The sequence below is a fragment of the Pseudomonas sp. TH41 genome (genome assembly GCF_016650695.1).
GTDB lineage: Bacteria > Pseudomonadota > Gammaproteobacteria > Pseudomonadales > Pseudomonadaceae > Aquipseudomonas.
Genome location: NZ_JAEKFH010000003.1, coordinates 2,341,623 through 2,367,978, shown reverse-complemented (window position 1 = coordinate 2,367,978; position 26,356 = coordinate 2,341,623). Strand labels below are relative to the sequence as shown.

26 protein-coding genes and 3 pseudogenes are annotated in these 26,356 nt (G+C 60.4%); 10 read left to right on the top strand and 19 right to left on the bottom strand.

What is annotated here, in order from left to right; genetic code table 11:
- Nucleotides 1-4 precede the first annotated feature (4 nt).
- The 5 genes from JFU37_RS13445 to JFU37_RS13425 form a co-directional block, all read right to left on the bottom strand.
- On the bottom strand, nucleotides 5-460 hold the full coding sequence (locus tag JFU37_RS13445; RefSeq protein WP_201115736.1) for a YaiI/YqxD family protein: 456 nt from the start codon (nucleotides 458-460) through the stop codon (nucleotides 5-7).
- 113 nt (nucleotides 461-573) lie between these two features.
- Nucleotides 574-2,472: an FTR1 family protein gene (locus tag JFU37_RS13440; RefSeq protein WP_201115735.1), complete on the bottom strand. Its 1,899-nt coding sequence runs from the start codon at nucleotides 2,470-2,472 to the stop codon at nucleotides 574-576.
- 194 nt (nucleotides 2,473-2,666) lie between these two features.
- A complete protein-coding gene (locus JFU37_RS13435) occupies nucleotides 2,667-3,299 on the bottom strand; it encodes a LysE family transporter (protein WP_201115734.1) in 633 nt (210 codons plus the stop codon).
- A 211-nt stretch (nucleotides 3,300-3,510) separates the two neighbouring features.
- On the bottom strand, nucleotides 3,511-4,092 hold the full coding sequence (locus JFU37_RS13430) for a mechanosensitive ion channel family protein (RefSeq protein ID WP_201115733.1): 582 nt from the start codon (nucleotides 4,090-4,092) through the stop codon (nucleotides 3,511-3,513).
- Nucleotides 4,092-6,002 carry an ATP-binding cassette domain-containing protein gene (locus tag JFU37_RS13425; protein ID WP_201115732.1) on the bottom strand — a complete coding sequence of 637 codons (1,911 nt, stop codon included), beginning with the start codon at nucleotides 6,000-6,002 and terminating at the stop codon, nucleotides 4,092-4,094. The genes JFU37_RS13430 and JFU37_RS13425 overlap by 1 nt, the downstream gene beginning before the upstream one ends.
- A 50-nt stretch (nucleotides 6,003-6,052) precedes the next feature.
- Between JFU37_RS13425 and JFU37_RS13420 the strand changes: the two genes are divergently transcribed.
- A complete protein-coding gene (locus JFU37_RS13420) occupies nucleotides 6,053-6,517 on the top strand; it encodes a TIGR02444 family protein (protein ID WP_201115731.1) in 465 nt (154 codons plus the stop codon).
- Here the strand turns inward: JFU37_RS13420 and JFU37_RS31295 are convergent.
- Nucleotides 6,514-7,173 (bottom strand): annotated as a pseudogene (locus tag JFU37_RS31295) (hypothetical protein); the annotation flags it as partial. The gene JFU37_RS13420 and the pseudogene JFU37_RS31295 overlap by 4 nt on opposite strands.
- A 179-nt stretch (nucleotides 7,174-7,352) precedes the next feature.
- Nucleotides 7,353-7,691, bottom strand: a pseudogene (locus JFU37_RS31290) (AlgP family protein); the annotation flags it as partial.
- A 192-nt stretch (nucleotides 7,692-7,883) separates the two neighbouring features.
- Here JFU37_RS31290 and JFU37_RS13410 point away from each other — a divergent pair.
- Nucleotides 7,884-8,549 (top strand): FKBP-type peptidyl-prolyl cis-trans isomerase, encoded by a 666-nt coding sequence (locus tag JFU37_RS13410; RefSeq protein ID WP_201115730.1) that lies wholly within the window; start codon nucleotides 7,884-7,886, stop codon nucleotides 8,547-8,549.
- A gap of 78 nt (nucleotides 8,550-8,627) precedes the next feature.
- On the opposite strand, the gene rsd is transcribed toward JFU37_RS13410, so the two are convergent.
- The 8 genes and pseudogenes from rsd to JFU37_RS31285 form a co-directional block, all read right to left on the bottom strand.
- Nucleotides 8,628-9,086 carry a sigma D regulator gene (gene rsd / locus JFU37_RS13405; RefSeq protein WP_201116492.1) on the bottom strand — a complete coding sequence of 153 codons (459 nt, stop codon included), beginning with the start codon at nucleotides 9,084-9,086 and terminating at the stop codon, nucleotides 8,628-8,630.
- A gap of 177 nt (nucleotides 9,087-9,263) precedes the next feature.
- Nucleotides 9,264-9,719 (bottom strand): disulfide bond formation protein B, encoded by a 456-nt coding sequence (locus JFU37_RS13400; protein ID WP_201115729.1) that lies wholly within the window; start codon nucleotides 9,717-9,719, stop codon nucleotides 9,264-9,266.
- 430 nt (nucleotides 9,720-10,149) lie between these two features.
- Nucleotides 10,150-11,388 carry a heme biosynthesis protein HemY gene (locus JFU37_RS13395; RefSeq protein ID WP_201115728.1) on the bottom strand — a complete coding sequence of 413 codons (1,239 nt, stop codon included), beginning with the start codon at nucleotides 11,386-11,388 and terminating at the stop codon, nucleotides 10,150-10,152.
- The gene (locus JFU37_RS13390) at nucleotides 11,385-12,539 is read right to left on the bottom strand and encodes a uroporphyrinogen-III C-methyltransferase (protein WP_201115727.1); all 1,155 of its coding nucleotides are present in this window, start codon (nucleotides 12,537-12,539) and stop codon (nucleotides 11,385-11,387) included. Before JFU37_RS13390 ends, JFU37_RS13395 begins: the two co-directional genes overlap by 4 nt.
- Before the next feature lie 16 nt (nucleotides 12,540-12,555).
- Nucleotides 12,556-13,323 (bottom strand): uroporphyrinogen-III synthase, encoded by a 768-nt coding sequence (locus tag JFU37_RS13385; RefSeq protein ID WP_201115726.1) that lies wholly within the window; start codon nucleotides 13,321-13,323, stop codon nucleotides 12,556-12,558.
- Nucleotides 13,320-14,261, bottom strand: coding sequence for a hydroxymethylbilane synthase (gene hemC / locus JFU37_RS13380; protein WP_201115725.1), 942 nt, complete (start codon nucleotides 14,259-14,261; stop codon nucleotides 13,320-13,322). Before hemC ends, JFU37_RS13385 begins: the two co-directional genes overlap by 4 nt.
- Nucleotides 14,262-14,400: 139 nt before the next feature.
- Nucleotides 14,401-15,147: a LytR/AlgR family response regulator transcription factor gene (locus JFU37_RS13375; protein WP_201115724.1), complete on the bottom strand. Its 747-nt coding sequence runs from the start codon at nucleotides 15,145-15,147 to the stop codon at nucleotides 14,401-14,403.
- Nucleotides 15,144-15,257: pseudogene (locus JFU37_RS31285) on the bottom strand (sensor histidine kinase); the annotation flags it as partial. The gene JFU37_RS13375 and the pseudogene JFU37_RS31285, both read right to left, overlap by 4 nt.
- Nucleotides 15,258-15,606: 349 nt before the next feature.
- On the opposite strand from JFU37_RS31285, the gene argH reads away from it, so the two are divergent.
- Nucleotides 15,607-17,001, top strand: a complete 1,395-nt coding sequence (argH, locus tag JFU37_RS13370) for an argininosuccinate lyase (RefSeq protein WP_201115723.1) — start codon at nucleotides 15,607-15,609, stop codon at nucleotides 16,999-17,001.
- Between the two features lie 129 nt (nucleotides 17,002-17,130).
- On the opposite strand, the gene JFU37_RS13365 is transcribed toward argH, so the two are convergent.
- The gene (locus tag JFU37_RS13365; protein ID WP_201116491.1) at nucleotides 17,131-17,790 is read right to left on the bottom strand and encodes a glutathione S-transferase family protein; all 660 of its coding nucleotides are present in this window, start codon (nucleotides 17,788-17,790) and stop codon (nucleotides 17,131-17,133) included.
- Nucleotides 17,791-17,914: 124 nt separating this feature from the next.
- On the opposite strand from JFU37_RS13365, the gene JFU37_RS13360 reads away from it, so the two are divergent.
- The 3 genes from JFU37_RS13360 to JFU37_RS13350 all read left to right on the top strand — a co-directional run bounded on the left by JFU37_RS13360 (nucleotide 17,915) and on the right by JFU37_RS13350 (nucleotide 21,723).
- Nucleotides 17,915-18,199, top strand: coding sequence for a hypothetical protein (locus JFU37_RS13360; protein ID WP_123403861.1), 285 nt, complete (start codon nucleotides 17,915-17,917; stop codon nucleotides 18,197-18,199).
- A gap of 234 nt (nucleotides 18,200-18,433) precedes the next feature.
- Nucleotides 18,434-18,679, top strand: coding sequence for a TIGR02647 family protein (locus JFU37_RS13355; RefSeq protein WP_201115722.1), 246 nt, complete (start codon nucleotides 18,434-18,436; stop codon nucleotides 18,677-18,679).
- Nucleotides 18,680-18,876: 197 nt separating this feature from the next.
- Entirely contained in the window at nucleotides 18,877-21,723 is a 2,847-nt protein-coding gene (locus JFU37_RS13350) for a class I adenylate cyclase (protein WP_201115721.1), read from the top strand.
- 6 nt (nucleotides 21,724-21,729) lie between these two features.
- On the opposite strand, the gene rnk is transcribed toward JFU37_RS13350, so the two are convergent.
- From rnk to cyaY, 3 genes are all read right to left on the bottom strand, one after another.
- Nucleotides 21,730-22,140, bottom strand: a complete 411-nt coding sequence (rnk, locus tag JFU37_RS13345; RefSeq protein ID WP_201115720.1) for a nucleoside diphosphate kinase regulator — start codon at nucleotides 22,138-22,140, stop codon at nucleotides 21,730-21,732.
- 308 nt (nucleotides 22,141-22,448) lie between these two features.
- On the bottom strand, nucleotides 22,449-22,676 hold the full coding sequence (locus JFU37_RS13340; RefSeq protein WP_201115719.1) for a DUF1289 domain-containing protein: 228 nt from the start codon (nucleotides 22,674-22,676) through the stop codon (nucleotides 22,449-22,451).
- A gap of 4 nt (nucleotides 22,677-22,680) precedes the next feature.
- Nucleotides 22,681-23,013 (bottom strand): iron donor protein CyaY, encoded by a 333-nt coding sequence (gene cyaY, locus JFU37_RS13335; RefSeq protein ID WP_059403923.1) that lies wholly within the window; start codon nucleotides 23,011-23,013, stop codon nucleotides 22,681-22,683.
- Nucleotides 23,014-23,351: 338 nt separating this feature from the next.
- On the opposite strand from cyaY, the gene lptM reads away from it, so the two are divergent.
- Genes lptM through JFU37_RS13315 form a run of 4 tightly spaced genes read left to right on the top strand, consistent with a single transcriptional unit; the run spans nucleotide 23,352 to nucleotide 26,356 of the window.
- Entirely contained in the window at nucleotides 23,352-23,525 is a 174-nt protein-coding gene (lptM, locus tag JFU37_RS13330; protein WP_201115718.1) for an LPS translocon maturation chaperone LptM, read from the top strand.
- A 9-nt stretch (nucleotides 23,526-23,534) separates the two neighbouring features.
- Nucleotides 23,535-24,782: a diaminopimelate decarboxylase gene (gene lysA, locus JFU37_RS13325; protein ID WP_201115717.1), complete on the top strand. Its 1,248-nt coding sequence runs from the start codon at nucleotides 23,535-23,537 to the stop codon at nucleotides 24,780-24,782.
- A 4-nt stretch (nucleotides 24,783-24,786) separates the two neighbouring features.
- Entirely contained in the window at nucleotides 24,787-25,617 is an 831-nt protein-coding gene (dapF, locus tag JFU37_RS13320; RefSeq protein WP_201115716.1) for a diaminopimelate epimerase, read from the top strand.
- A 13-nt stretch (nucleotides 25,618-25,630) separates the two neighbouring features.
- Nucleotides 25,631-26,356, top strand: a complete 726-nt coding sequence (locus tag JFU37_RS13315) for a DUF484 family protein (RefSeq protein ID WP_201115715.1) — start codon at nucleotides 25,631-25,633, stop codon at nucleotides 26,354-26,356.

Sequence of the window (26,356 nt, the reverse complement as noted above, 5' to 3'; positions counted from 1 at the left end):
GCTCCTACAGCTTGCGCGATAGCCGCGTCAGGATCCGGTCCAGCGCATTGGCAAACGCCTGTTTCTCGCGTTCGCCGAAGGGCGCTGGCCCGCCGCTCATCTGACCCTGTTCACGCAAATCGGTGAACAGGTTACGCACCGCCAGCCGGTCGCCCATGTTCTGCGCATCGAATTCCTTGCCCCGTGGGTCCAACGCCGCCACGCCTTTCTTTACCAGCCGATCCGCTAATGGCACATCACTGCAGATCACCAACTCACCGGGTACGGCGTGCTCCACCAGGTAATCGTCGGCCGCATCCGGGCCACTCGGCACCACGATCAGCTTCACCAACGCCAGCCCCGGCTTGATCTGCGGCTGCCCCGCCACCAGCACCACCTCGAACTGACGCTTGAGCGCGAACTTCACCACCAGGTCCTTGGCTGCCCGAGGGCAAGCGTCGGCATCGATCCAGACACGCATTGTTTTTTCCTCTGTTGAAAGCAAAAGATCGCAGCCTTCGGCAGCTCCTACAGGTGTACGTCGATCCCCTGTAGGAGCTGCCGAAGGCTGCGATCTTTTAAAGGATCACTCGGTCAGGAAACCTGCACCCGCCGCTTCTCGGCCATCCGGCTGCGGCTATACAGCACGATGATCGCAATGATCGCCACGGCCTGCGCACTCAGCGAATACGCATCAGCGTGGATCCCCAGCCAGTCGAAGTCAAAGAACGGCACCGGCCGGGTGCCGAAAATGCCGGCCTCCTGCAATGCTTTCACACCATGCCCGGCGAACACCACCGACAACGCACACAACAGACCGGCATTGATGCTGAAGAACAGCGACAGCGGCAGCTTCGCCGAGCCACGCAAAATCACCCACGCCAGACCGACCAGCAGCACCAACGCCGTTGCACCACCGGCCAGTACCGCGTTATGTCCTGCCGGACCTGCCTGCAACCACAGGGTCTCGTAGAACAAAATCACTTCAAACAATTCGCGATAGACCGAGAAGAACGCCAGCGTCGCAAAGCCGAAACGTCCGCCACCGCCCACCAGGCTGCTCTTGATGTAATCCTGCCAGGCCGCCGCGTGGCGACGGTCGTGCATCCACACACCGAGCCAGAGCACCATGACCGCGGCAAACAGCGCCGTCGCGCCTTCCAGCAATTCCCGCTGCGAACCGCTGACATCAATCACATAGGCCGCCAGCGCCCAGGTCCCCAGGCCGGCCAACAGCGCCAGCCCCCAGCCGACGTTGACGCTACGCGCCGCCGACTGCTGGCCGGTGTTGCGCAAGAAAGCGAGGATCGCCGCCAGCACCAGAATCGCTTCCAGGCCTTCGCGCAACAGAATCAGCAGGCCGGATATGTAGCTCAACGACCAGCTCAAGCCATCACTGCCCAGCAGCCCGGCAGATTCCTTCAACTTGGCCTTGGCCGTGTCCAGGCGTTGCTGGGCCTGGGCCACCGGCAAACCATCCTGCAATGACTGACGGTAAGCCATCAGGGATTTTTCGGTGTCCTTGCGCACGTTGGCGTCGACGTTATCGAGGGAGCTTTCGACCAATTCGAAACCTTCCAGATACGCCGCTACCGACAAGTCATACGCCTGATCGTGATCACCGGCACGGTAAGCCGCGATACTTTTGTCCAGCGTCGCTGCGGTGTAATCGAGCAGCTGCGCAGGGCCACGCTTGACCTGCGGCGGCTGAGCGCGTTGCGCACGATAGCTCGCTGCGGCTTGCGGGCCTTTGGCGCTCTGTACTTCGGCCGGCGTCTGGCGGGCCAGGTCGGCGATGTTGTAGGTCTCGTTGGCTGTTGCGGCAGCCGGATCGGCGCTGAAGCTGGCGATGTAGGTCGCCAGGTCCCAACGCTGACGGTCATCCAGCTGATCGGCGAAGGCCGGCATGTCGGTACCTTCGACACCCAGGCCCAAGGTGCTGTAGATCGCGTAGAGGCTCAGGTGGTCCATGCGCGCGGCATCACGCAGGTTGGACGGAGGCGGCATCAGACCGACACCGGCCGGACCATCACCCGCCCCCGCGTCGCCGTGGCAGACCGAGCAATGTTGAGCGTACAGCGGCGCGCCGCGGGTGGGATCCGGCGTAATGATCGGTGCCTGGCTGACTTCGTAGGCCACGGCCAGCTTCGCACCGAGTTGCCGTGCCTGGCGGGTGACGTCCGCGGCGTCCTGATGTGCAACGATTGCATTGCGTAGCGTGCCGACGCCCTGCTCCAAGCCGACTTTTTCCGGTTTGGCCGGCATCGCCGCGATCAACCCTTGCAGCGTCTTGATAGCGTCCAGATGCTCGCGGTAGTCGGACTCATTGATGACCTTGCCCGCTTGCACCGACTCCGGGTAATCCGCGCTGATGTAGTCGAGTAAATGCAGCGCTTGCGGCGCACCTTCCACGGTGTCAGCCAGCAGGTTGAAACTGCACAAGGCAAACAGAGGAAACACCAGCCAGGCCAGGAAACGGGACGGGGCAGTCATGAATGAATCTCAATTGATAATACGAAGTAACACATTGTTCACTCCCAATGACTTTCACTCAAGCTTTGTTGTAGTGGCTTCGCGATTGGCGCCGATTTTAATGCTCACAAATTGAGCAAGCTCGCTCGCCACAATGAGTTTGCAACACACAAAAAAGGCGACCTCAAGGGTCGCCTTTTTTGTACCTGACGGTATTACATCGTCGCTTTACGCAGCGTCGCCATGAACGCCGCCGCACCAATGAACAGTCCGGCAAAGGTCCGGTTCATGCGTTTTTGCTGTTTGGGAGTGCGCAGCAGACGCAATACCTTGGACGCCAGCCCGGTGTAACCGGCCATGACGATCAGATCCACGCACACCATGGTCGCACCGATGATCAGGTACTGAGCCAGCAGTGGCGCATGAGGGTCAATGAACTGCGGCAATACCGCCAGCATGAACACCAGCGCCTTGGGGTTGCTGATGTTCACCAGGAAACCACGGAACACCAGCACCAGCGGTTTACCGATTTGCCGTATCGCCGCGTTATCGCTCATGTTGCTGGGCAGCGCGCGCCATTGCTTGACCGCGAGATAAACCAGATACGCCACGCCGAACCATTTGATCGCATAGAAAGCAGAGGCCGACGCGGTGAGGATTGCGCCGACGCCGGCGCCGACAATCGCGATCTGCACCACCAGGCCCAATTGCAGGCCCAGGGCGTTCCAGTAACCACGCCAGAAACCGTATTGCAAACCACTGGACATCGACGCAATGGCGCCGGCACCAGGCGACAAACTGATCACCCAGCAGGCGGCAAAAAACGCCAGCCATGTTTGAAGCTCCATCGCACACCTCGACTCAAACCCGTAACAGACGTCTAAGCTAATGCGGCTTTGAGCCGATGACTACCGATTTTTTTGTAGGAAACGGGGATCGCGAAGCGCCAAAAGCAAAAGATCGCAGCCTTCGGCAGCTCCTACATTGGAATGCGATCCCCTGTAGGAGCTGCCGAAGGCTGCGATCTTTTTTGCTTGAACGCTTTAGTCGCAAGCGGGCTTACTTTTCAAACCCGCTTGAAGGGAATACATCGCTGCCGCGCCAGCGTCGAACCGAGCGCTGGAAGAACAGGCTATTGGGCACTTGCACCATGGCGCTGCCGGTGCCGAGCGCTTCGGCTTCGATCAGCGTGGTGTAGAGCAGATTGATCGCCACCACCCGGCCTTTAACGCCGGGCTTGTCCGTGGTGTCCACCAACTCGACCACGTCACCGAGGCGGAACGGGCCGACGGTAAAAATCAGAATCGCGCACAGCAGATTGGAGAGCACACTCCACATGGCGAAGAACGCCACCGCGGCGACAGCGACGAAGCCGGACAACGCAGTCCACAGCACCGTGGCGGAAACCCCGAGGCGCTCCAGCACGAAGATCAACGCGCTGCCCATGATCAACCAGCGCAGACCGCCCCGCAGCGGCATCAGCAGCTGTGGTGGAAACGGGTAGCGCTCGCCCAAACGAGTCAGGCATTTGGCGACGAAGCGCTGGGTAAAGTAACCGGCCAGCAGAATCAGCAGAATTTGCACGACAAGCCAGATCGGCTCAATCCACACCGCAGGCAATGGCAGCTTGAACGCCTCCATCAGGACAGCGCCTCTAGCTCCGCCTGCATGCTTTCGAGCAATTCGAGGGCTTCCATCCAGGCTTCTTCCAGTTCGGCTTCACGCACCTTCAGCTTGGCCTGTTCGGCCAGCAGATCACGCAAGTCGTTCTTGCGTGCCGGCTCGTAAATGTCGCTGTCACCGAGGCTGGCATCGATCTTCGCCAGCTTCTCATGCAGCTTGCCCAACTCGGCTTCCAGCTTGTCAGCCTCACGCTTGTGCGGTGCCAGTTGCTGACGCAACGCAGCAGCGGCTTGGCGCTGGGCTTTCTTGTCGGTCTTGTCCGGGTTGACCGGCGTGTTGCTGACCGGCGCATTGCGCTGGCGATAATCCACCAGCCACCGGGTGTAGTCTTCCAGGTCGCCGTCGAACTCCTCGACCTTACCGTCCGCCACCAGATAGAAATTGTCGGTGGTGCTTTTGAGCAAATGACGATCGTGGGAGACCACCAATACCGCGCCGCTGAATTCCTGCAGGGCCATGGTCAGTGCCAGGCGCATCTCCAGGTCCAGGTGGTTGGTCGGTTCGTCGAGCAGCAACAGGTTCGGCCGGCCCCAGGCGATTAACGCCAGCGCCAGACGAGCCTTTTCGCCACCGGAAAAATTCAGCACCGGCTCGTCGATGCGTGCGCCGCGGAAGTCGAAACCGCCAAGGAAGTCACGCAGGGTCTGCTCGCGCTCGGTCGGCGCCAGGCGCTGCATATGCAGCAACGGGCTCGCCTTGGCGTCGAGAGAGTCCAGCTGATGCTGAGCGAAGTAGCCGACGACGGTGTTCTCGCCACGGGTCAATCGGCCGGACAACGGCTCGAGCTCACCCGCAAGGTTTTTGATCAGGGTCGATTTACCCGCACCGTTAGGGCCGAGCAACCCGATCCGCGCGCCAGGGGTCAGTTGCAGCTTGACCTTCTCCAGCACGGCTCGCTCGCCGTAACCCAGTCGAGCGTCGGAGATATCAATCAACGGACTGGAGATCTTCACCGACTCGCGGAAGACGAAATCGAACGGGGAATCGACGTGAGCGGCGGACAGCTCTTCCATTCGCTCCAGCGCCTTGATCCGGCTCTGGGCCTGGCGGGCCTTGGTGGCCTGGGCCTTGAACCGGGCGATGTAGCTTTCCATGTGCGCACGCTGCACCTGCTGCTTCTCGTAAGCCTGCTGTTGCTGGGCCAGACGTTCGGCGCGGGCACGCTCGAAGGCGCTATAGCCGCCGCGATACAGGGTGATCTTGCGCTGATCGACGTGGGCCACGTGATCGACCACGGCATCGAGGAAATCCCGGTCGTGGGAAATCAGCATCAAGGTGCCGGGATAGCTTTTGAGCCACTCTTCGAGCCAGATGATCGCGTCGAGGTCCAAGTGGTTGGTCGGTTCGTCGAGCAGCAACAAGTCTGATGGACACATCAAAGCCTGCGCCAGGTTCAGACGCATCCTCCAACCACCGGAGAAATCTCCGACCTGGCGATCCATCTGATCGTTGGTGAACCCAAGGCCGGCCAGCAACTTGCGGGCCCGGGCGTCGGCCGTGTAGCCGTCAGCGCTGTCGAGCTCCGAGTGCAGGCGGGCCTGAGCGGCACCGTCATGCGCCGCTTCGGCTGCGGCGAGGTCGCGTTGCACCTCGCGCAGGCGCAGGTCGCCATCGAGCACGTAGTCGACCGCCACGCGATCGAGGGTGTCGATCTCCTGACGCATGTGGGCGATGCGCCAGTCTGCCGGCAAGAAGCAATCACCCGAGTCCGGGTGCAGGTCACCCAGAAGCAAGGCGAACAGGCTCGATTTGCCGGCGCCGTTGGCACCGATGAGGCCGGCTTTGTGGCCGGCGTGCAGGGTCAGCTCGGCGTCTTCTAGCAGACGTTGCGGGCCACGCTGTAAAGTCAGGTTCTGAAGTCGAATCATAATGGCGGCGGAGTCTACCAGCTTCGATCGCAACTAGCGCGAGTAGCACTATGTCCTCTGACCTGTGGAGCTTTTCCGTCGACACTTATTCCCGTCGCGGCGTTGAACCTGTCTGCCTGCACTTGCAGTCGACGGGTGTGAATGTATGCCTGCTGCTGTGCGGGTTGTGGCTGGGAGAGCGTGGCGTTACCTGCAACGACCAACGCTTGCAGCTGCTTCGCGATGTCGCCGGGCCTTGGGACGCGGATGTCGTGCAACCGTTGCGCGCCTTGCGGGCGCAATGGAAAGACGCCGCTAGCGAGGATGTGGGACTTAATGATTTACGCGAAGAAGTGAAGTTTTTGGAGATGGAAGCCGAACGGCATCTGTTATTGCGACTGGAGCGTTTGGCGCAAAGCTGGCCGCAGTGTGAGGCGACCGATCTATCGGCCTGGCTGGAAGGTATGGCGGCTGGCGCCGCCCCCCTGGACCGCGACGCGCTGCATCAGCTGCGCGTCGCGGCAACCGGCACTTAGGAAGCGCTGGTTGGGGTGGTTGCTGCGATCGATGCGGCGGCCGGCGTTGGCGCTGGCGTGGCTGTCGAGGTGGCTGCTGCTAAAGCAGACGTTGCTACCGGAGCCGGGTTGGCTGGCTTGGCAACTGGCGCGGCGGCCGGCTTGGCGGCAACCGGTTTTTTCACCGCTGGTTTGGCCGCGACTGGCTTGGCAGCAGGTTTGGCTGCGGCAGGTTTTGCAGCGCTGGCAGTGGCCGGCTTGGCAGCAGCGGCAGGTTTAGCCGCAGCAGGTTTTGCTGCCGGTTTAGCGGCTGGTTTTGCAGCAGCTTTTACCGCTGGTTTGGCTGCTGGTTTTGCAGCAGCTTTTACCGCTGGTTTGGCAGCTGGTTTTGCAGCAGCTTTAGCCGCGACAGGTTTGGCAGCCGGCTTCGCAGCAGGTTTTGCCGCAGCGGTTTTGGCAGCTGGTTTGGCTGCAGGTTTAGCGGCCGTTTTTGCAGCTGGTTTGGCAGCAGGTTTAGCGGCTGTTTTTGCAGCTGGTTTGGCAGCCGTTGTTTTCGCCACGGCTGGTTTTGCAGCAGCCGTTTTTGCAGTGGCTGGCTTGGCGGCGGCAGGCTTGGCAGCCGTTGTTTTAGCAGCCGGTTTCGCAGCGCTGGCAGCGACGGTTTTTTCGCTGCTGGTTTTGCTGCAGCTTTGGCGGCGGCTTTCACCGGAGCTTTGGCGGCAGGTTTAGCGGGTGCTTTTGCAGCAACCGGTGTGGCAGCGGCTTTCTTGGCAGGAGCCGCAGCAGGCTTGGCCGAACGCAGGGACAACGCCTTGCCGACGGCCTCTTGTACACGACCGACGCCCTGGGCCAGTTTCAGGCTTTCTTGAGCATCGCGTTTGAGTTGCAGGATGTAGCTGCGAGTTTCGGATTGACGATCCTTGAGGGCATCAAGCAGGTCCTCAAGCTCCTTCACCGCGTCCTTCGCTTTGGTTTGCGCCTTGGCCTTACCGGCCGCTGCGGCGTCCTGCAATTTGGTACGGGATTTGTGCAATTTTTCTTGCGCTTTTCCGCGCTGCTTTTCCAGTTTGGCGAGCAGTTTTTCAGCATCAGCCATGGCTTGGGAACAAGCGGTTTCCAGATGCTCGAGCAAGCTGCCCGAGAGTTGTTGGAGTAAGTGCAACGGGGTATTTACAGGCTTCTTGGTGGCCGACATGGTTTACCTCCTGGCTGACGTGGGTGCGGCTCATACTAGACCTCTGCTGCTACCGCCGCTAGGGCATGTTGACAGTATCCAAAGCGCTGCGTTGCAACGAATGGAAAATCTTCTGCGCCTGCGCAAAACCAGTTCACCGTTAAGCACATTCACACTGGCATAATCCTGCGCATCTCAGGTCGGAGAGTGCCCATGTCGCGCTACCTTTTTTTATCGCTGTGCGTGTTTTTTTCCGTGGCTCAGGCCGCCGAAAAAACCAAGGAAAATGACGCTCACGATCTTGCTTACAGCCTCGGTGCGAGCCTCGGCGAACGCTTGCGCCAGGAGGTTCCTGATCTGCAACTACAGGCCCTGCTCGACGGTTTGCAGCAAGCCTATCAAGGCAAGCCTTTGGCACTGAAGGACGAGCAGATCGAACAGATCCTGGCCGAGCACGAAGCGCAGGTCGCCGAGCAACCCGCCGTTGCACAAAGCGAAGTCGCCCTCGAAAAAGAACGGCGTTTTCTCGCCGAAGAAAAAGCCAAACCCGGCGTTCGTGAATTGGCCGATGGAATATTGGTGACCGAGCTGGCTCCGGGCACGGGCGCCAAAGCCGGCCCGAACGGAAAAGTCCAGGTGTTGTATATCGGTCGTCTTCCCGACGGCACCGTGTTCGATCAGAACACTCAACCGCAGTGGTTCAGTCTCGATAGCGTGATCACTGGATGGCGCAGTGCGCTGCAAAACATGCCGGTGGGCGCGAAATGGCGCCTGGTGATTCCATCGGCCCAAGCCTATGGCGCCGACGGTGCCGGCGACTTGATCGCGCCGTTCACGCCGCTGGTGTTCGAGGTCGAATTACGCGGTGCCACGAGCTGAACAGCACAAACGAAAAACGGCGCGCAGAGCGCACCGTTTAGCTTTTTGCTGGAAGGCCGGGTCTTGCTGGAAGGGGGTTCAGGCCTGAACCGAGTCCTCTTCCTTGTGAGCGGTGTGCAGCACTTCGATCAGGCAGTCTTCCAGTTCGAAGCGTTCATGCAGCAAGCCACCCAGTTCCTTGAATTTCTCCGCTACGCATTGACCTGCATCACACAGGTCGTTGAAGGCGAGCAGCTTCTCGGTGATGACGTCGATGCGCGGGTAGATCGTCTCGGCCAGTTCCAACCCGCGAGTGTCACCAAACGCTTTGGCTTCGCCGGTCAACTGTTCGTAGATCTCGAAATGTCCGGCAGACACGTAATCGACCAGCACTCCGCAGAATTCCTGCAACGGTTTTCGGTCTTCGCCCAGAGCCTCAGGCTTGGCGCCAAGAGCATCATAGGCCCGAACCAGTTCGTGACGCTCCTGCAACCAGCGATCGATCAGCAGATGCACTCCACCCCAACGTTCCTGAGCATTCTGACAACTTTCGAGCATGGTGATCTCTCTTCCCTTGTGGGTCATGCTGCTCTACACCTGTCGCAACTTGAAGACCAAGAATCGACCAGGCAGAGCGTCATTCGAGCAACATAATTCCAATGACACGTGCGGGCCAGATTATGCCCGCGCGACAATGCCTTCAAGGTACGCACGCGATAAAGTTCATACAAGTGTTTAATCGCCCGCCAATGCCCGGTGCGACGACTCGCCGCTGAGTGGTCGCGAAGTAGCGATCCAGACGGCGCGCAGCAACTGGGAAACGCCCTGCATCATCATCGCAACGAAAAACAGCAGACTCCACTCCGGAATGCTCAGGTCGAACAGTGTCCACGAAACTTCGGCACAGTCGGGATCACACTGCAACAACACCTGGCGCCACGCCGTGACTGTACCGGCCAGACTGCAAAACAGCCCGAGCAACCAATACACAAACGTTCCGAAGCCGCCGGGACCGTGTAACGACGCCATCAGGTAGACACCGGTGAGCAGCGCCAGGCAAATCCGCTGCAACACGCACATGTCGCAGGGCTTTAGGCCAACCGCATATTCCAGGTAATAAGAAACGCCCAACGTCAGGGCACCTGCAATGAAAGTCATGAAGAACAAGGAACGTGTGCAGGCCAAAGGCATGGCTTTTCCGTAACAGTTGAGACAGGCAGTTACGGTAGAGGAAAGCGCGCCAGCCTTACAAGGCAGGCTTGCAGGGACACTTCAACAGAAGTGTAGGGAAATCCCGACAGGAGCGAGAGGATCAGGTGTAGTCCTATGTAGGACTATGCCGATGAAGAACTACGGACGTAAGAAATCGTCGAGTATTCGCGCCTGGACAACCCTATTAACCACGCCCCCTGTATGCAGCTGGCGCAGCCGGACGCAGGCTTCGCCAGCTGCTACAGGGGCGGGTACGACTTCGATCTTTGTAGCAGCTGCCGAGCCCGCGAGGCTGCGTTCGGCGGCGAAGCCGTCGTAAAACCTGCATGCACGGTGTACCTGATGCACGGCGGAGCCTGGTTTTGCGACTGCTTCGCAGCCGAACGCAGGCCGCTACAGAGGTGAAACATCAGGCGTGTGCTGGAACCGGCAACGGTGCCGCCAGCAGACGCTCATCCAGGAGGCCCAGGCCTTCCTGGAACAACTGATTGCTGCGCTGGGTATCGCCCAGCTGAGCCAGCAGTCGCGCCAGCTCCGCGCAGGCTTCCGGATTGCGCTGCACACGCAGGCTGCTTTCCAGGTAATCCCGCGCCTTGCCCCAAAGACTGCTCTGCAGACACAGGCGGCCCAACGTCAGCAGCAAGCTCGAATCGGCCGGATGGTCCTTTAGCCAGCTTTCGGCGGTGTGCAACTGACGCGCCGGATCACTGCCGCGAACCAACCCGTACAGACGCGCCAAATGGCTGTCGTAGTTGCGCTTGAGTGCCGCTCGCAGGACCTCTTCGGCCTCGACCTGCGCACCCAGTTGCCGCAGTTGCTCGGCATAAGCGAGCACCAATTGCGGCTCCTGGCGCTGGGCCGAGGTCAGCTGTTGCCAGGCACTATTGAGCGATTGCAGACCGATCGTTCCGCCCTCTTCCTGATGCGCCGCCAGAGACAGATTTTCACCCCAGGCACGGCGCTCCAGTTCAGCCAGCTCGGACGGTGGCAGGACCTTGTCCTTGCGCAGTTCGGGCAGCAGGCGAATCACCGCCGGCCAATCGCCCCGCTGCTGATGCAGGCGATGCAATTGACGCAAGGTCTGAACGTTATGAGGATGACGCTCATGCATGGCTTCCAGGGTCGTCAGGGCGCCTTCGGTATCACCGCGATCGGTCTGCAATTGCGCGTGACTCAGGGCAATCGCCAACTCGGCCTGGGGCTGACGCTCGAGGGCGCGCTCCAGCAAGTTGTCGCTTTCCTCGTAGCGGCCTTGTTCGTTCGCGGCACGAGCTGCCCCGAGGTAGTAAAGCAGCGGCTGACGCTCGGCTTCGGCGGCCCGATGCAGATGACGTTGCGCGCTAGCCCAGCGACCCTCAGCCAGATCCAGCTGACCGTGTTCTATCGCCGCTTGCACCCGGCGACTACGATTGCGCCGGGACCAGGGATTGACCACACCGCTGGAGGTCGTCACCAATTCGATCAACGCCTTGATGCCCCAGAACACCAGCCAGAGGACCGCCAACAACGCCAGGCTTGCCCATAGGCTCGATTCGAAACGGAAGCTCTTGTAGGCGATCAGCACATAGCCGGAATGCTCGGCAATCGCCAACCCCAACGCGGCGGCAGCGGCGATAACCAGAAACACGATCACATAGAGACGCTTCATGGCGTGGTCTCCTGCGAGGTATTCGCGGCAGGTTTCGCCATGGGCTTGATCGAGTCTTCGGCGTTGACATTACGCCGCTCCAGATAACCTTGAACCGCACTTAGCGTACCGGTCAGATCCGGCGTGACGACGGTGACCGGCTGCCTGCTCAACTCGCCAATCTGCTCAAGCATCACTTTGCTTTGAGGGTTATCCGGGTTGAAATTGCCTTTGAGTACGTCCCGCGCTTCTGTCAGCGCCTGGGTGTAAACGGCTACCTGGCCATTGAGCGCAGCCCATTGTGCCTGCTCCAGCGCCAGGCTCAGGGCCAGGCGTACCTGGCTCAAACTCTGCCCGGCCAGCAAGGGCCGCACGTTCTTGTCAGCATCGAAGTCGATGCGGATGTAGCGCGAAATCTGATCCCACCATTGCGACCAGCGACTGGCGCCGTCGCCATCGGCGGTCGGGCGCATCAGGGATTCGTTACGCTCCTTGAACTCAGGCGCCAGCTCTGTGAGGTCGATCACCTGATCGCGCAAGGCACCCAGTCGCAGGAACAGCCCTGTGCGATCCGGCTGTTCGGTGCTACGCAATGCCACCAGCGTTTTGGCCACTTGCTCGCGAGCGGCAAAGGAGCCCGGGTCGTTCTGTTCGCGGAGAATTTCATCAGCGCCCTGCACCAGGGCCTGGGCGCTGCTGATGTCCTGCAAGGCGGAAAGACGCAGGCTGGCCAGGCGCAACAAGTGCTCGGCCTCGGCCAGACGCCAATCTTTTCGACTGGCACCCAGGACGGTTTCCAGTCGCTGGTTCAAGCGTTGTTGATCGCCTTGCAGCTGCGTCACCAGACGACTGCGTGCTTCCAGCTCGTCGGCGGGAGGCAGCTGTTCAAGCCGAGCGCTCAGGCGTTGCTCATTGAGTTTCAGACTCTGCGCCTGATCGTTCAATGCCTGCACCTGACTCAATTGCTGCTGGTTCGTGGCCTGCAAGTGACGCACCTGCCAGACTCCCCAACCACCTACCGCAACACCGGCAGCGCCCAGCAGCAGCGCGACGATTGCCAACCCGTTACCTCGGCGCTGCACTGCAGCAGGTGGCGCAGTTTCAACCGGTGCTTCAACCGGCGCATCGAGCACTGGCTGGACGTCATCTTTAGGCAAGGCTGTTTCGCTCACGTATCCATCCTTTGCATTAGAGAACGGGTTCGGGATGCTCCCGTAACGCCGTCAGCAAAGCCGCGGCACTGGCGCCGCGACAATCCACAACTGTTTGGGCCCCGGCGACACATGCCAGCTCGGCGACCCTCGGGCTTGGAACAAACAACGGCAACTGCGCCAACTGCGGCCAGGCATCGCCGGCCAATTGATGCAGGTGCTCAAAACCCTGTCCACTGCTGACCACCAGCCCGTTCAAGCGTTCCGCCTTGATCAGGTCAGGGAGTGCCGCCGGCGGGTACTGCGGCAGGTCACGACGGTACAACTCCAGATACTCGACACTAGCACCTCGCTCGCGCAAACGCTCAGCGAGTAACTCGCGTCCACCCTCTCCACGCATGATCAGTACGCGTGGGGCGGACCGTGCGATCGCCTCGTGCAGCTGAGGAAGGTCAAGCAAGGCTTCGCTGTCATCGCCCTCCGCAGGGAAGCTCACATCCAGTCCGTGATCTTCGAGGATCTGTGCGGTTGCCGCGCCCACGCTGAACCATTTCAGAGCCGGTGGCAGTGACCAAAACCGGCTGACCAGATCAATGCCGATTCTGGCCGCCGGCTTGCTGACCACGATCACTGCGCAGTAGGCATCCAGATCCTGCATCACCCTGCGCATTGTGTCAGAGACCGGGATCGGCTCTATCTCCAAAAGCGGCAAACTGCTGCTGAAAATCCCCGTCTGCGCCAACACACCGGCCAGGGCCGCCGACTCATCTGCGGGACGCGTCAGCAGCAGGCGCCAGCCAGTCACTCGTGACCTGCCTCGCCGTAGACTGCTTTTAGAATGTCGTTGGCACCTTGGCGCAGAAGGTCCTCGGCCACTCGCACACCCAAGGCTTCAGCGTCGCTGCGCGGTGCACGGGCCTCGGCACTGAGCAGCAAGCCGCCGCTCGGATCACCCACCAGGCCACGCAACCAGATCTGCTCGCCTTCAAGCACGGCGTAGCAGGCGATTGGCACTTGGCAGCCGCCATTCAGGTGTTTGTTGAGCGCGCGTTCAGCCGTCACGCGAGTGGCGGTGTCCTGGTGGTGCAGCGGCGCCAGCAGCGCGTGGATTTCACTGTCAACGCTGCGGCATTCGATACCGACCGCGCCTTGGCCGCCCGCCGGCAGACTGTCGTCGACGCTGATGGCCGAGGTGATGCGATCTTCAAAGCCCAGACGAATCAGGCCAGCGGCGGCGAGGATGATGGCGTCGTATTCGCCGGCATCGAGCTTGGCCAGCCGGGTATTGACGTTGCCACGCAGGAAGCGGATTTTCAGGTCCGGGCGACGGGTCAACAGCTGGGCCTGACGGCGCAGGCTGGACGTCCCGACGATGCTGCCTGGCGGCAACGCCTCCAGGCTGGCGTAGGTATTGGAGACAAAGGCATCGCGCGGGTCTTCGCGCTCGCAGATGCAGAACAGACCGAGGCCTTCGGGGAAATCCATCGGCACGTCTTTCATCGAGTGCACGGCGATGTCGGCTTCGTTTTCCAGCAGCGCGGTTTCCAGTTCCTTGACGAACAAGCCCTTGCCACCGATTTTCGACAGTGGCGAGTCCAGCAGCTTGTCGCCGCGACTGACCATGGGCACCAACGTCACGAGCAGACCTGGATGGGCCTCCTCAAGACGGGCTTTGACATATTCGGCCTGCCACAGGGCGAGAGCACTTTTGCGGGTGGCGATGCGGATTTCGCGAGAGGACATGGATCAATCCGTACTTGAATAGATACGGCGGATAATAACAGCTCAGCCAAATCCTCTTTGACTTGTATCAGAAACTGCTTGGCCTCCCTGGCCTCGGATGTCCGGCAAGCGGGTGCGAAATTTGCCTGCGAACAGCGAATTAAAGCTGTTGCATCATCTTGCGCACGCCAGCCACATGGCGTCGACTGACGATCAGGGCGTCACCGTTCAGGCCCTTCAGGAACAGCTGAAAATGCCCCAGCGGTGTGCGTTGCAGGCGTTCGATGCGCTCTCGTGCGACCAGTGCATTGCGGTGGATACGCACGAAACGGTCGCCAAACTCGTCTTCAAGCGCCTTGAGCGGTTCATCCAGCAGCACTTCGCCGCTTTCGTGACGCAAGGTGACGTATTTGTGGTCCGCAATGAAGTACACCACCTGATCCAGCGGGATCAGTTCAATACCTTTACGGGTTCGGGCGCTGATGTGGCTGCGCGGGCCGCTGCCACTTTCGGCGGCGGGACGGGTCAGGGCGGCGAGCTGGACGCGATTGGGCCGCTCGGCTTTCTTTAACGCTTCATGTAAATGTTCAGTACGCACAGGTTTCACCAGATAGCCTACGGCGCTTGCCTGTAAGGCTTCCACGGCAAATTCATCGGGCCCTGTGCAAAACACAACGGCGGGCGGGGTTTCGCGTTCGCACAACCGTGCAGCCACTTGCAGGCCATCAAGGCCCGGCATGCGGATATCGAGCAGCACGATATCCGGTTTGTGACTGTCGATCAGTGCCAACGCTTCTTCGCCGTTCGTGGCGCTGGGCTCCAGGACACTGTATCCCTCGAGTTCGCCGACCATTCGGCTCAGGCGCTCGCGGGCCAGGGGTTCGTCATCAACGATCAGGACATTCATATTGCGCTGGATTCCTGCGTGAGTCTCGCACAAGGATAGCGTAGACAGGTGAAGTGACGTCCGTCACCGCGATCCACGCTAAGACTAGCGCGAAGGCCAAAAAGTGCCGCCCGACCGACGGCTAAATTTTCATCTGCCTGGCGATTGGCGACCCAGGCCAACATTGGCGAGGCATCGCCACAGGGTTTGTTGATACACAATATGAACATCCCCTCTTCTTATAGTCAGTTGCAGCATCTAGAAGTGCACTGATCCTACTGTCCAACTGTAGACGGTTGCCGAGACGATATTGCTCATTTGAAAAATATCGTTGCGCAATTGCCCCGTGCACACCCCCGAGTATGGGCCGGGCCATGAGAAAAAAACGTACCGACCAGTGTCAGCGACAGGATTGGCAACCCTGTTATTATCCGCGGCAGCTTTCTACGCCATCTTTCTTCAGCCGATACGAGCGAATTCATGAGCACTGACAAGACCAATCAGTCCTGGGGCGGCCGCTTCAGTGAACCCGTCGACGCCTTCGTCGCCCGCTTCACCGCCTCCGTCACTTTCGACCAGCGCCTGTATCGCCACGACATCATGGGCTCGATCGCCCACGCCACCATGCTGGCCAAGGTCGGCGTGCTGACCGATGCCGAGCGCGACAGCATCACCGACGGCCTGAAAACCATCCAGGGTGAAATCGAGGCCGGCCAGTTCGACTGGCGCATCGACCTTGAAGACGTGCACATGAACATCGAGGCGCGTCTGACCGACCGCATCGGCGTGACCGGTAAAAAGTTGCACACCGGCCGCAGCCGTAACGACCAGGTCGCCACCGACATTCGTTTGTGGCTGCGTGACGAGATCGACCTGATTCTGGGCGAAATTACCCGCCTGCAAAAAGGCTTGCTGGAACAGGCCGAACGCGAAGCCGGGAGCATCATGCCGGGCTTCACTCACCTGCAAACCGCGCAGCCGGTGACCTTCGGCCACCACATGTTGGCCTGGTTCGAAATGCTCAGCCGCGACTACGAGCGTCTGGTGGATTGCCGCAAGCGCACCAACCGCATGCCGCTGGGCAGCGCCGCGCTGGCCGGCACCACTTACCCGATCGACCGTGAATACACCGCCCAACTGTTGGGCTTCGACGCCGTCGGCGGCAACTCGCTGGACAACGTCTCCGATCGCGACTTCGCCATCGAATTCTGCTCGGCCGCGAGCATCGCGATGATGCACTTGTCGCGCTTCTCCGAAGAGCTGGTGCTGTGGACCAGCGCGCAGTTCCAGTTCATCGATCTGCCGGACCGTTTCTGCACCGGCAGCTCGATCATGCCGCAAAAGAAAAACCCGGACGTGCCAGAACTGGTTCGCGGCAAGACCGGCCGCGTGTTCGGTGCACTGATGGGCCTGCTAACCCTGATGAAAGGCCAGCCTTTGGCCTACAACAAGGACAACCAGGAAGATAAAGAACCGCTGTTCGATGCCGCCGACACCTTGCGCGACTCGCTGCGGGCCTTTGCCGACATGATCCCGGCGATCAAACCCAAGCACGCAATAATGCGTGAAGCGGCACTGCGCGGCTTCTCCACCGCCACCGACCTGGCCGACTACCTGGTACGCCGTGGCCTGCCGTTCCGTGACTGCCACGAAATCGTTGGCCATGCCGTGAAGTACGGCGTGGAAAGCGGCAAGGACCTGGCGGAAATGAGCCTGGAGGAGCTGCGCAAGTTCAGCGACCAGATTGATCAGGACGTATTTGCCGTACTGACGCTGGAAGGCTCGGTAAATGCCCGTGACCATATCGGCGGCACTGCGCCGGCGCAGGTCAAGAAGGCTGTGGCTCGCGGCCAGGCACTGCTCGCCAGCCGCTAAATTGTCAAAAGCTTCGCGAGCAAGCCCGCTCCCACATTGGATCTCCGGTGTTCACAGAATTTGTGTTCACCACCCCTCTAATGTGGGAGCGGGCTTGCTCGCGAAAGCGGCCTAAAGGACGCTACAAACCTACCTCTTGGACGCAACCATCGCCATAAAGGCTGGCATCGCCGCTTCCTTGTCCGCCGCAATCCGCTGCACGTTCGGGTTCTTCTCCAAACGCTCCAGCAGCGCCTTGGCCGCAGGAATCTCCGCCAACAGATCCAGGCCAAACAGTTTCTGCGCCACGGCACTCGCCAACGGCACGCTGTACAGGAAATACAAATCCGCCACGCTCAGGCTATCACCCGCTACGTAAGGGGCGAATTGGCCATGCCGGCCCAGCGAGGCGAACCCCAGCAGCAACTCAGCCTTGGTCTTGTCCTTGATCGCGTCCGGCACCGGCGTGCCGAAAAACGCTTCGCCGTAACAGGCTCGCGCGGGCAGTTCGATGTACAGCTCGATTTCCTTGGCCAACGCCAGGACTTGCGCCCGTTCAAATGGATCGCTCGGCAGCAGCGGCGTGCCTTTCTGGCTCTGCTCGATGTACTCGAGTATCACAGCGGTTTCATTGATGAAACCTTGCTCGGCACGTAGCACCGGGATCTTTCCGCGCGGGCTGATGGCCAGCGCTTCCGGGCTTGTTCCCGCGTAAAACGGCACCTCTTCGAAGGGCAGGTCCTTCTCGAGCAACGCCAGTTTCACCATGTTGTAGTAGTTACTGACGGGAAATCCATAAAGCTTGAGCATCATAAAGCCTCCAGGCCGTGCGGGGTTGGCAGTCCTGTTTTATAGAACGCAAAGGCGATTCTTGCCAGCAGCATCACAGTGCTGAATGCAGGTAAACTGGCTGCCTTAACTTTAGGAGCCTGCCATGAGCGAGCCAACCGACATCGATAGCGACGAAGAAGAATTTACCGAAAACACCCTGATCGAAGCCATCGAAAACCAGATTGAAAGCGACAACCCGCCAGCCGCCAAGGCGACGTTCAACAAGTTGACGCTGGTGGGCTACGAACGGGAAGAAATCCTCAACCTGATGGCCCACGTTTTGGCGGTAGAAATCGACGCAATCCTCGAAGAAGACCGCGCGTTCAACACCGAATGGTATGAAACCGCGCTGCGTGCACTGCCAGAGCTGCCACCGGAAAAGAAGTAAGCCCGCCCCCCTGTAGGAGCGAGCTTGCTCGCGAAAAACTCAAGGTCGCTGCGGGAAATCAGATGCCCCGCATGATCGTTAACGATTTTCGCGAGCAAGCTCGCTCCTACAACACTCCGTTACCGGGGAATGTCGCCCGAGGCGAAAAACCCTGTCGCGAGCACTGGACATGCCGCACAAGTGAGCTCACCTTAGGGGCGCTGTCGTCCAATTCCTAGAAAGTCTGGAGTCCTTATGTCGCTTACCCCTGAGTTGGTTGCCGAACTGGAAATCCTCGCGCTCTTCAACCTGGACAGTTCCCAGGAAGGTTTGAAAATTCATCAGACCGCTGCTCCGAAAGCCATTGCCGCTGCCAAACGCCTGTACGAAAAAGAACTGATCGACCAGCCCGATGGTGGTTATCTGACCAGCCTGGGCCGTGACGCCGCGCAAAATGTGCAAACCGTTCTCACCATTCTGAGCGTCCAGGAAACAGCCTGAGCATTATCGTTTCGCCCACGGAAACCCCTGCCACGGGATTTCCGCGGGCACACTCTGTTATCTGCCGTGTCGCCCCGCGATAGAAATCTGACGCCAGAAAAACAAAATCAGCTTAAAAGTCCCGGGGCCGAGGCGCTAAACTGCCCCTCACCCTGTGACCTTCCACGTCCGAGCCCTGCGAGCCGGTTTGAGCTGACATGACCCGCACCCATGAAATCCGCCCCGATCTGGCCGAGGGAATAGACCGCAAGGTTCTGAATCAACTGCGTGCACGTTTTCTGACGCTCAACGAGGGCCGGATGGCGCGCGCCATGGAAGGCCTGTCGTCCCGCCAGCAAGGGGTATTGACCCTGCTGCCGCTGTTTTTCCACGTCAATCATCCACTGCTGCCGGGCTACGTTTCGGGCAGTACACCGGCCGGGCTGTCGAACTTCGAGCCCGACGCCAACACCCTCGCCGAAGCTCAGCGCCTGACTCGCTCGTTTTCCTACAAGCCACGTCATGGCAGCAATCCGCCGCGCCCCATTCACGGCCTGTTCCTGATGGGGAGCCTCGGCACCCTGGCTCAGGCCGATCAGAGCGACATGGACGTATGGGTTTGTCACGGTCCGGACCTGAGCGAAAACGATCTCGCCGAGCTGCGCAAAAAATGCCAGCTGCTCGAGACCTGGGCTGCCAGCCAAGGTGCCGAGGCACACTTCTTCCTGATCGATCCGACCCGTTTCGTGCGCGGCGAACGCGATACACAATTGAGTTCAGAAGATTGCGGCACCACCCAGCACTACCTGCTGCTGGACGAATTTTATCGCACCGCGATCTGGCTGGCCGGGCGCACCCCGATCTGGTGGCTGGTGCCGGTCTACGAAGAGGCAAGCTACGACCGCTACACCCACACGCTGATTTCCAAGCGCTTTATCCGCGCCGATGAAACCCTGGACCTGGGGCACCTGGCCTATATCCCCCCTGGCGAATTCGTCGGCGCCGGGCTCTGGCAACTGTTCAAGGGCATCGAGTCCCCCTATAAATCGGTGCTCAAGCTGCTGCTGACCGAGGTCTACGCCAGCGAACACCCGAGGGTTCACTGCCTGAGCCTGCGTTTCAAGCAAGCCGTGTTCGCCAATCAGCTCGACCTCGACGAGCTGGACCCTTACGTCGTGGTCTACCGGCGCATCGAGGAATACCTCACCGCCCGTGGCGAGCCAGAACGTCTGGAACTGGTGCGTCGGGCGCTGTACCTGAAGGTCAATCGCAAGCTGACCGGCAGCAGCAGTCGCACTCAAAGTTGGCAACGCTCGCTGCTTGAACGCCTGAGCCACGAGTGGCAGTGGGATCAGCGTCAGCTGGCCTTGCTCGACAGCCGCAGCCAGTGGAAAGTGCGTCAGGTCAGCGCTGAACGGCGGGCCTTGGTCAACGAGCTGAATTACAGCTACCGCTTCCTGACTCAGTTCGCCCGCAGCGAACAAACCGTCAGCTTGATCAACAAACGCGACCTGAACGTCCTGGGTCGGCGGCTGTACGCGGCCTTCGAGCGCAAGGCCAACAAGGTCGAGTTCATCAACCCGGGCATCGCCCCGGACCTGGCCGAAGACACACTGACGCTGGTGCAGGCGCCGAACAAGAAAGAATCGGGGCAAGCCCAATGGGGTTTGTACAACGGCAGCCTGACGGCCCAGGAGTGGGAGCATTTCGCCCCGATCAAACGCAGCCGCCAATTATTGGAGTTGTTGGCCTGGTGTCACCGCAACGGCGTGATCGACAGCAGCACCCGACTGGCCTTGCATCCGGGCACCAGCGACCTGAGCGAGTTCGAGCTGTTCAACCTGCTCGGCAGCCTGCAACAGAGCATCGCGCTGCCGCTGCCCACCGTAGCCGAAGAACCGCTATTGCGCGCCAGTGCGCCAAGTGAAGTGCTGATTCTGGTTAACGTCGGCATTGATCCGCTCAAGCACCACCGCGACCTGAACATTCTGATGACCACCGAGCGCACCGACTCCCTGAGCTACGCAGGCGTCAGGGAAAATCTGGTGCTGACACTGGACCAGGTCACGCTCAATAGCTGGAACGAGGTGCTGGTCAACCGCTTCGATGGCCGCCACGCCTTGCTCGACTGCGTGCGAGATTACCTCAACAACCTGCCAGCCACAGCGCAGCCGCCAAAATTGCGTGTGCGCTGCTTCTGCCACAACCGTGCGCAGTTCATCGCCCAGCGGGTCGAGGAAATCCTCGACACCGCGCAAAACCTGCTGCTGAGCAAACTCAATCATCGCTACCTGATTCAGGTCCAGCAGCACTATCACGTGCTGGAGCTGGTGCCCGGGCAGGTCAATCACGTTGCCCTCGCCACGCTGCCTGCGCTACTCGATTACCTGGGCGCAGAACGGGTGAGCTACAGCCCGCTGCACCTGGACCCAAAGGCGCTGGAAGAGCATGACCTGGCGCTGATTCTGCCGATGGGCCGGACGGACTGTATTCAGGTGTTCTACCGGATCAACGAAGGCCTCGCCGATCTGTATGTACTCGATGAGTTCAACGCCTTGTGGCAGCAGCGGCTGCCCTACCACGACGAACAAAGCCTGTTGGTGCCGTTACAACGCTTCCTGCAATCGATCCAGTACCGGCGCGATGCCCTACTGCCGATGGACGCCGCACAACCTTTGAGCCTGGAAACGCTGTATTACCAACTGCTGCCTTCAGGTCCGGGTCGAGCGCGCCGGGTCGAAGCCCGGCCGGCGCCGCAATCCCCGATCAACAAACCGTTTTACGACGTGCAGGCGATCGTCGGCAAAGCCCAGCCGGGTAAAGTGCAGGTCACGTTGTATTGCAATCAGCGGGAATTTTCAGAGTTGGAACATGGTGACCAGCTGTTCAGCGTGGTCGCCCGGGAAATCGTCGAGCAGCGCCGCGAGACTGAGCGCTACCGCTGCTACATCACCGACCTGGACCTGTCTGGTTTGCTCGGTGATGGGCCGAGTTCAAGCAATTTATACCTGCGCTACAAAGCTGACCTGGAGCGCGCATTGAACGAGGCGCTCGAGCAGGTCTGAGGCGTTTTATTCCGGAAAAGCGCCGCCATTGGCCGGCTGCGATTCGACTTCCAGCAGGGTCAGCTTCAGGGTTTTGCCGCCCGGTGCGGGCCAGTCGATGTGCTGACCCACTTTGAGGCCGAGCAGCGCGCTGCCGACCGGTGCCAGAATGGAGATCTTGCCTTCGTCGGCGTTGGCGTCCTTCGGGTAAACCAACGTCAGGTGATAGTCCTTGCCACTGCTCTCTTCGCGGCAATGCACACGGGAATTCATGGTCACGACATCGGCCGGCACGTCTTCGTGACTGACCAGGGTATCGGCGCGGTCCAGTTCGGTTTGCAGCGCGATCACGCCCGGCAACGTGTCATCCAGGCTGTCAATCAGGCGCTCCAGACGTTGAACGTCCAGTCGAGTAAGGGTGATGGAAGGTGCGGTCATGATTGAGGCAGACTCCTTTCTTCTGCACAGAAAAAGCAAAACCCCGCCAGAAAAAGGCGGGGTTTTCACGAGCCTCGATGGGTTGAGGCGTTTCCGGACACTATCACAGCTCAATAAATATACAAGTCAGCACCGGACGGTCTGCACGATCCCTGTACACGCCCCCTTTACACGATCTTCTGTGCGCGATCCCTGTAGGAGCTGCCGCAGGCTGCGATCTTTTGATCTTTACGAGCCGCGCCGCCAGAAGATCAAAAGATCAAAAGATCAAAAGATCGTCCGAACGCGGCCCGAGCCTTCGGCAGCTCCTACACAGAATTGGTGGTGGCTTTGCGATTCGAGGCCTGGGCACAGATGACCCGGCGGCGCTCATCGTCCGCCGAGCGCCATTCGCGGATGTCTTCGACATGGCGAAAACACCCCAGGCAAACCTTTTGCTCATCCAGCCGACAAACGCCGCTGCACGGCGAAGGCACCGCCGGGCTGACATTGCTGTAGAGCGGCTTGGGCGGACGAACAGGTACAGGCTGAGTCACGGTCTCACAGGCCTTCGAAATCGAAATCAGCACCGGCTTGCTGCTTGACGATGCGCTCTAGCATTTCGCCCAGTTGCTCTTCGCTCTTGTCGCACATCCAGCGTTCGCTCTCTTCGTCATAGTCGAAGTGGAAACCGCCGGACACTGCCGCCAGCCACAACTGACGCAGCGGCTCCTGACGGCTGAAGATCAACTGGCTGCCGTTTTCGAACTTGACGGTGAGCACACCGGCCGAGCTCTCCAGATCGATATCCAGGTCACTCTCGTCAAAAATATCCTCCAGCGTCTGCTGGGTGGCATCGACCAGATCGTGAAAACGGGCTTCAGTCAAACTCATTGCGGGAACCTCAAAAAGTGTCTACTCACGCTCAAGCGCCGCAAGATACGGGCGAGCCCCGGTGATTGCAAAGGATAACGATCAAGGACCGATTTAGGTACATCAAACGCTGTACCTGTGGGAGCGGGCCTTTGTGGTGAGGGGATTTATCCCCGTTGGGTTGCGCAGCAGCCCCAGCAGTTCAAGGTTAAGCGTGAATGCTTGCGACTGCTGCGCAGCCGAACGGGGATAAATCCCCTCGCCACAAAGCCCCGCCGGACGGGAGCCGCGTCGCATAGGCAAGCTGCCGGGTGGCCGGTATACTCCGGCGCAATTAACGCATTTTCAAGGATTTCGCCATGAAGCGCCTGATCTCTTCCCTTGCTGCGCTCGTCGCGGTTGCCTGCCTAGTGTCGGCCTGTGGTCAAAAAGGCCCGCTGTACCTGCCCGACGACAGCCAGGATCCTGCCGAGCAGGCCAAGGCGTCGCAGCAATCTCCTTCGAAAGCACACAAGCACGACGTCTACCAATAAGGGAACGCCATGGACGCTTTTAACTACCGTGACGGCGAGCTGTTCGCGGAAGGTGTTGCCCTGTCCGCCATTGCCGAACGTTTTGGCACGCCGACCTACGTCTACTCCCGCGCCCACATCGAAGCCCAGTACCTGGCTTACGCCGATGCGCTGGCCGGCATGCCGCACCTGGTTTGCTTTGCAGTCAAAGCCAACTCCAACCTGGGTGTACTGAATGTCCTGGCCCGTCTTGGCGCCGGTTTCGACATCGTCTCCCGTGGTGAGCTGGAACGCGTTTTGGCCGCTGGCGGCAGCGCCGACAAGATCGTGTTCTCCGGGGTCGGCAAGACCCGTGACGACATGCGTCGCGCCCTGGAAGTCGGCGTGCATTGCTTCAACGTCGAATCCACCGACGAACTCGAACGCCTGCAAGTCGTCGCCGCCGAGCTAGGCGTTCGCGCACCGATCTCGCTGCGCGTGAACCCGGACGTCGATGCCGGCACTCACCCGTACATCTCCACCGGCCTGAAAGAGAACAAGTTCGGCATCGCCATCGCCGACGCCGAAGACGTGTACATCCGTGCCGCGCAGCTACCGAACCTGGAAGTGGTCGGCGTCGATTGCCACATCGGTTCGCAACTGACCACGCTGCCACCGTTCATTGATGCCCTCGACCGCCTGCTAGGTCTGGTCGACCGCCTCGGCGATTGCGGCATTTACCTGCGCCACATCGATCTCGGTGGTGGTTTGGGCGTGCGTTATCGCGATGAAGAGCCGCCATTGGCTGCCGACTACATCAAAGCCGTACGCGAGCGTCTCGACGGTCGTGAACTGGCGCTGGTGTTCGAGCCAGGCCGTTTCATCGTCGCCAACGCCGGCGTGTTGCTGACTCAGGTCGAGTACCTCAAGCACACCGAACACAAAGACTTTGCCATCGTCGACGCCGCCATGAACGACCTGATCCGCCCGGCACTGTATCAAGCCTGGATGGACGTCACCGCCGTGCGCCCGCGCGCGACCGCAGCTCGCGCTTACGACATCGTCGGGCCGATCTGCGAAACCGGCGACTTCCTGGCCAAGGATCGTCAGCTGGCCCTGGAAGAAGGTGACCTGCTGGCCGTGCATTCGGCCGGCGCCTATGGGTTTGTCATGAGTTCCAACTACAACACCCGCGGCCGCGCCGCCGAAGTGTTGGTGGACGGTCATCAGGCAGTTGAAGTGCGTCGCCGTGAGACGGTAGCCGAGTTGTTTGCTGGCGAAAGCCTGCTGCCGGAGTAAAACCATGCTGCTGCGTTTTACCAAGATGCACGGCCTGGGTAATGACTTCATGGTCCTCGACCTGGTCAGCCAGCACGCGCACATTCTGCCCAAGCACGCCAAGCAATGGGGCGATCGGCACACCGGCATCGGTTTCGACCAGTTGCTGATCGTCGAAGCGCCGAGCAACCCGGACGTGGACTTCCGCTATCGGATCTTCAACGCCGACGGCTCAGAAGTGGAACAGTGCGGCAATGGTGCGCGCTGCTTCGCCCGCTTCGTACTCGACAAGCGTCTGACCGCAAAACGGCAGATCCGCGTCGAGACCAAAAGCGGCATCATCGAACTGGATATCCGCAGCGACGGCCAGATCGGTGTCAATATGGGTGCACCGCGCCTGGTGCCGGCCGATATCCCCTTCCAGGCGCCGGAGCAGGCGTTGAGCTATCAGGTCGACGTCGACGGCGCCATGGTTGACCTGGCCGCCGTGTCCATGGGTAACCCTCATGCCGTGCTACGGGTCAGTGACATCAACAATGCACCGGTGCATGAACTGGGGCCGAAAATCGAACATCACCCGCGCTTCCCGGCGCGGGTCAATGTCGGCTTTCTCCAGGTCATCGACCGGAACCGCGCGCAGTTGCGCGTCTGGGAGCGCGGGGCCGGGGAAACCCAGGCCTGCGGAACCGGCGCCTGTGCGGCCGCGGTGGCCGCGATCAGCCAGGGGTGGATGGATTCGCCGCTATTGATCGACCTGCCCGGCGGGCGCCTGTCCATTGAATGGGCAGGCCCTGGCCAACCGGTCATGATGACCGGCCCGGCAGTCCGCGTATACGAAGGACAAGTGCGTCTTTGAGTGAGCGAAATCCATGACAGATAAGCCTCAGGTACCCGCCCGACAGCCCGACGAATCACCGTCCGAAAGCCCGGAGGCGGCGGCGATTGCCGCGTACCTGGAGGCGCATCCGGATTTTTTCGTCGAGCACGAAGAGCTGCTCCCGGCCCTGCGTATTCCGCACCAGCGTGGTGACACCATTTCGCTGGTCGAGCGCCAGATGACCCTCCTGCGCGACCGCAACATCGAGTTGCGTCATCGCCTCTCGCACTTGATGGACGTGGCCCGCGACAACGACCGTCTCTTCGACAAGACCCGCCGCCTGATTCTCGCGCTGATGGATGCCACCAGCCTGGACGACGTGGTGATCAGCGTCGAAGACAGCCTGCGCCAGGATTTTCAGGTGCCCTTTGTGAGCCTGATCCTGCTGGGCGACAACCCGATGCCAGTAGGCCGCTGGGTGACGCATGCCGACGCACAAACGGCCATTGGCGGCCTGCTCTCGGAAGAAAAAAGCGTCAGCGGCAGCCTGCGTGAGCACGAGCTGGACTTCCTGTTCGGCGAAGAGCAGCGCAAGCAGATCGGTTCCACCGCCGTCGTCGCCATCAGCTACCAGGGCATCCACGGCGTCCTGGCCATCGCCAGCCGCGACCCGCAACACTACAAGAGTTCGGTGGGCACACTGTTCCTGAGCTACATCGCCGAAGTCATGGGCCGCGTCTTGCCACGGGTCAACAATTCCCTACGCTCGGTGCGCTGA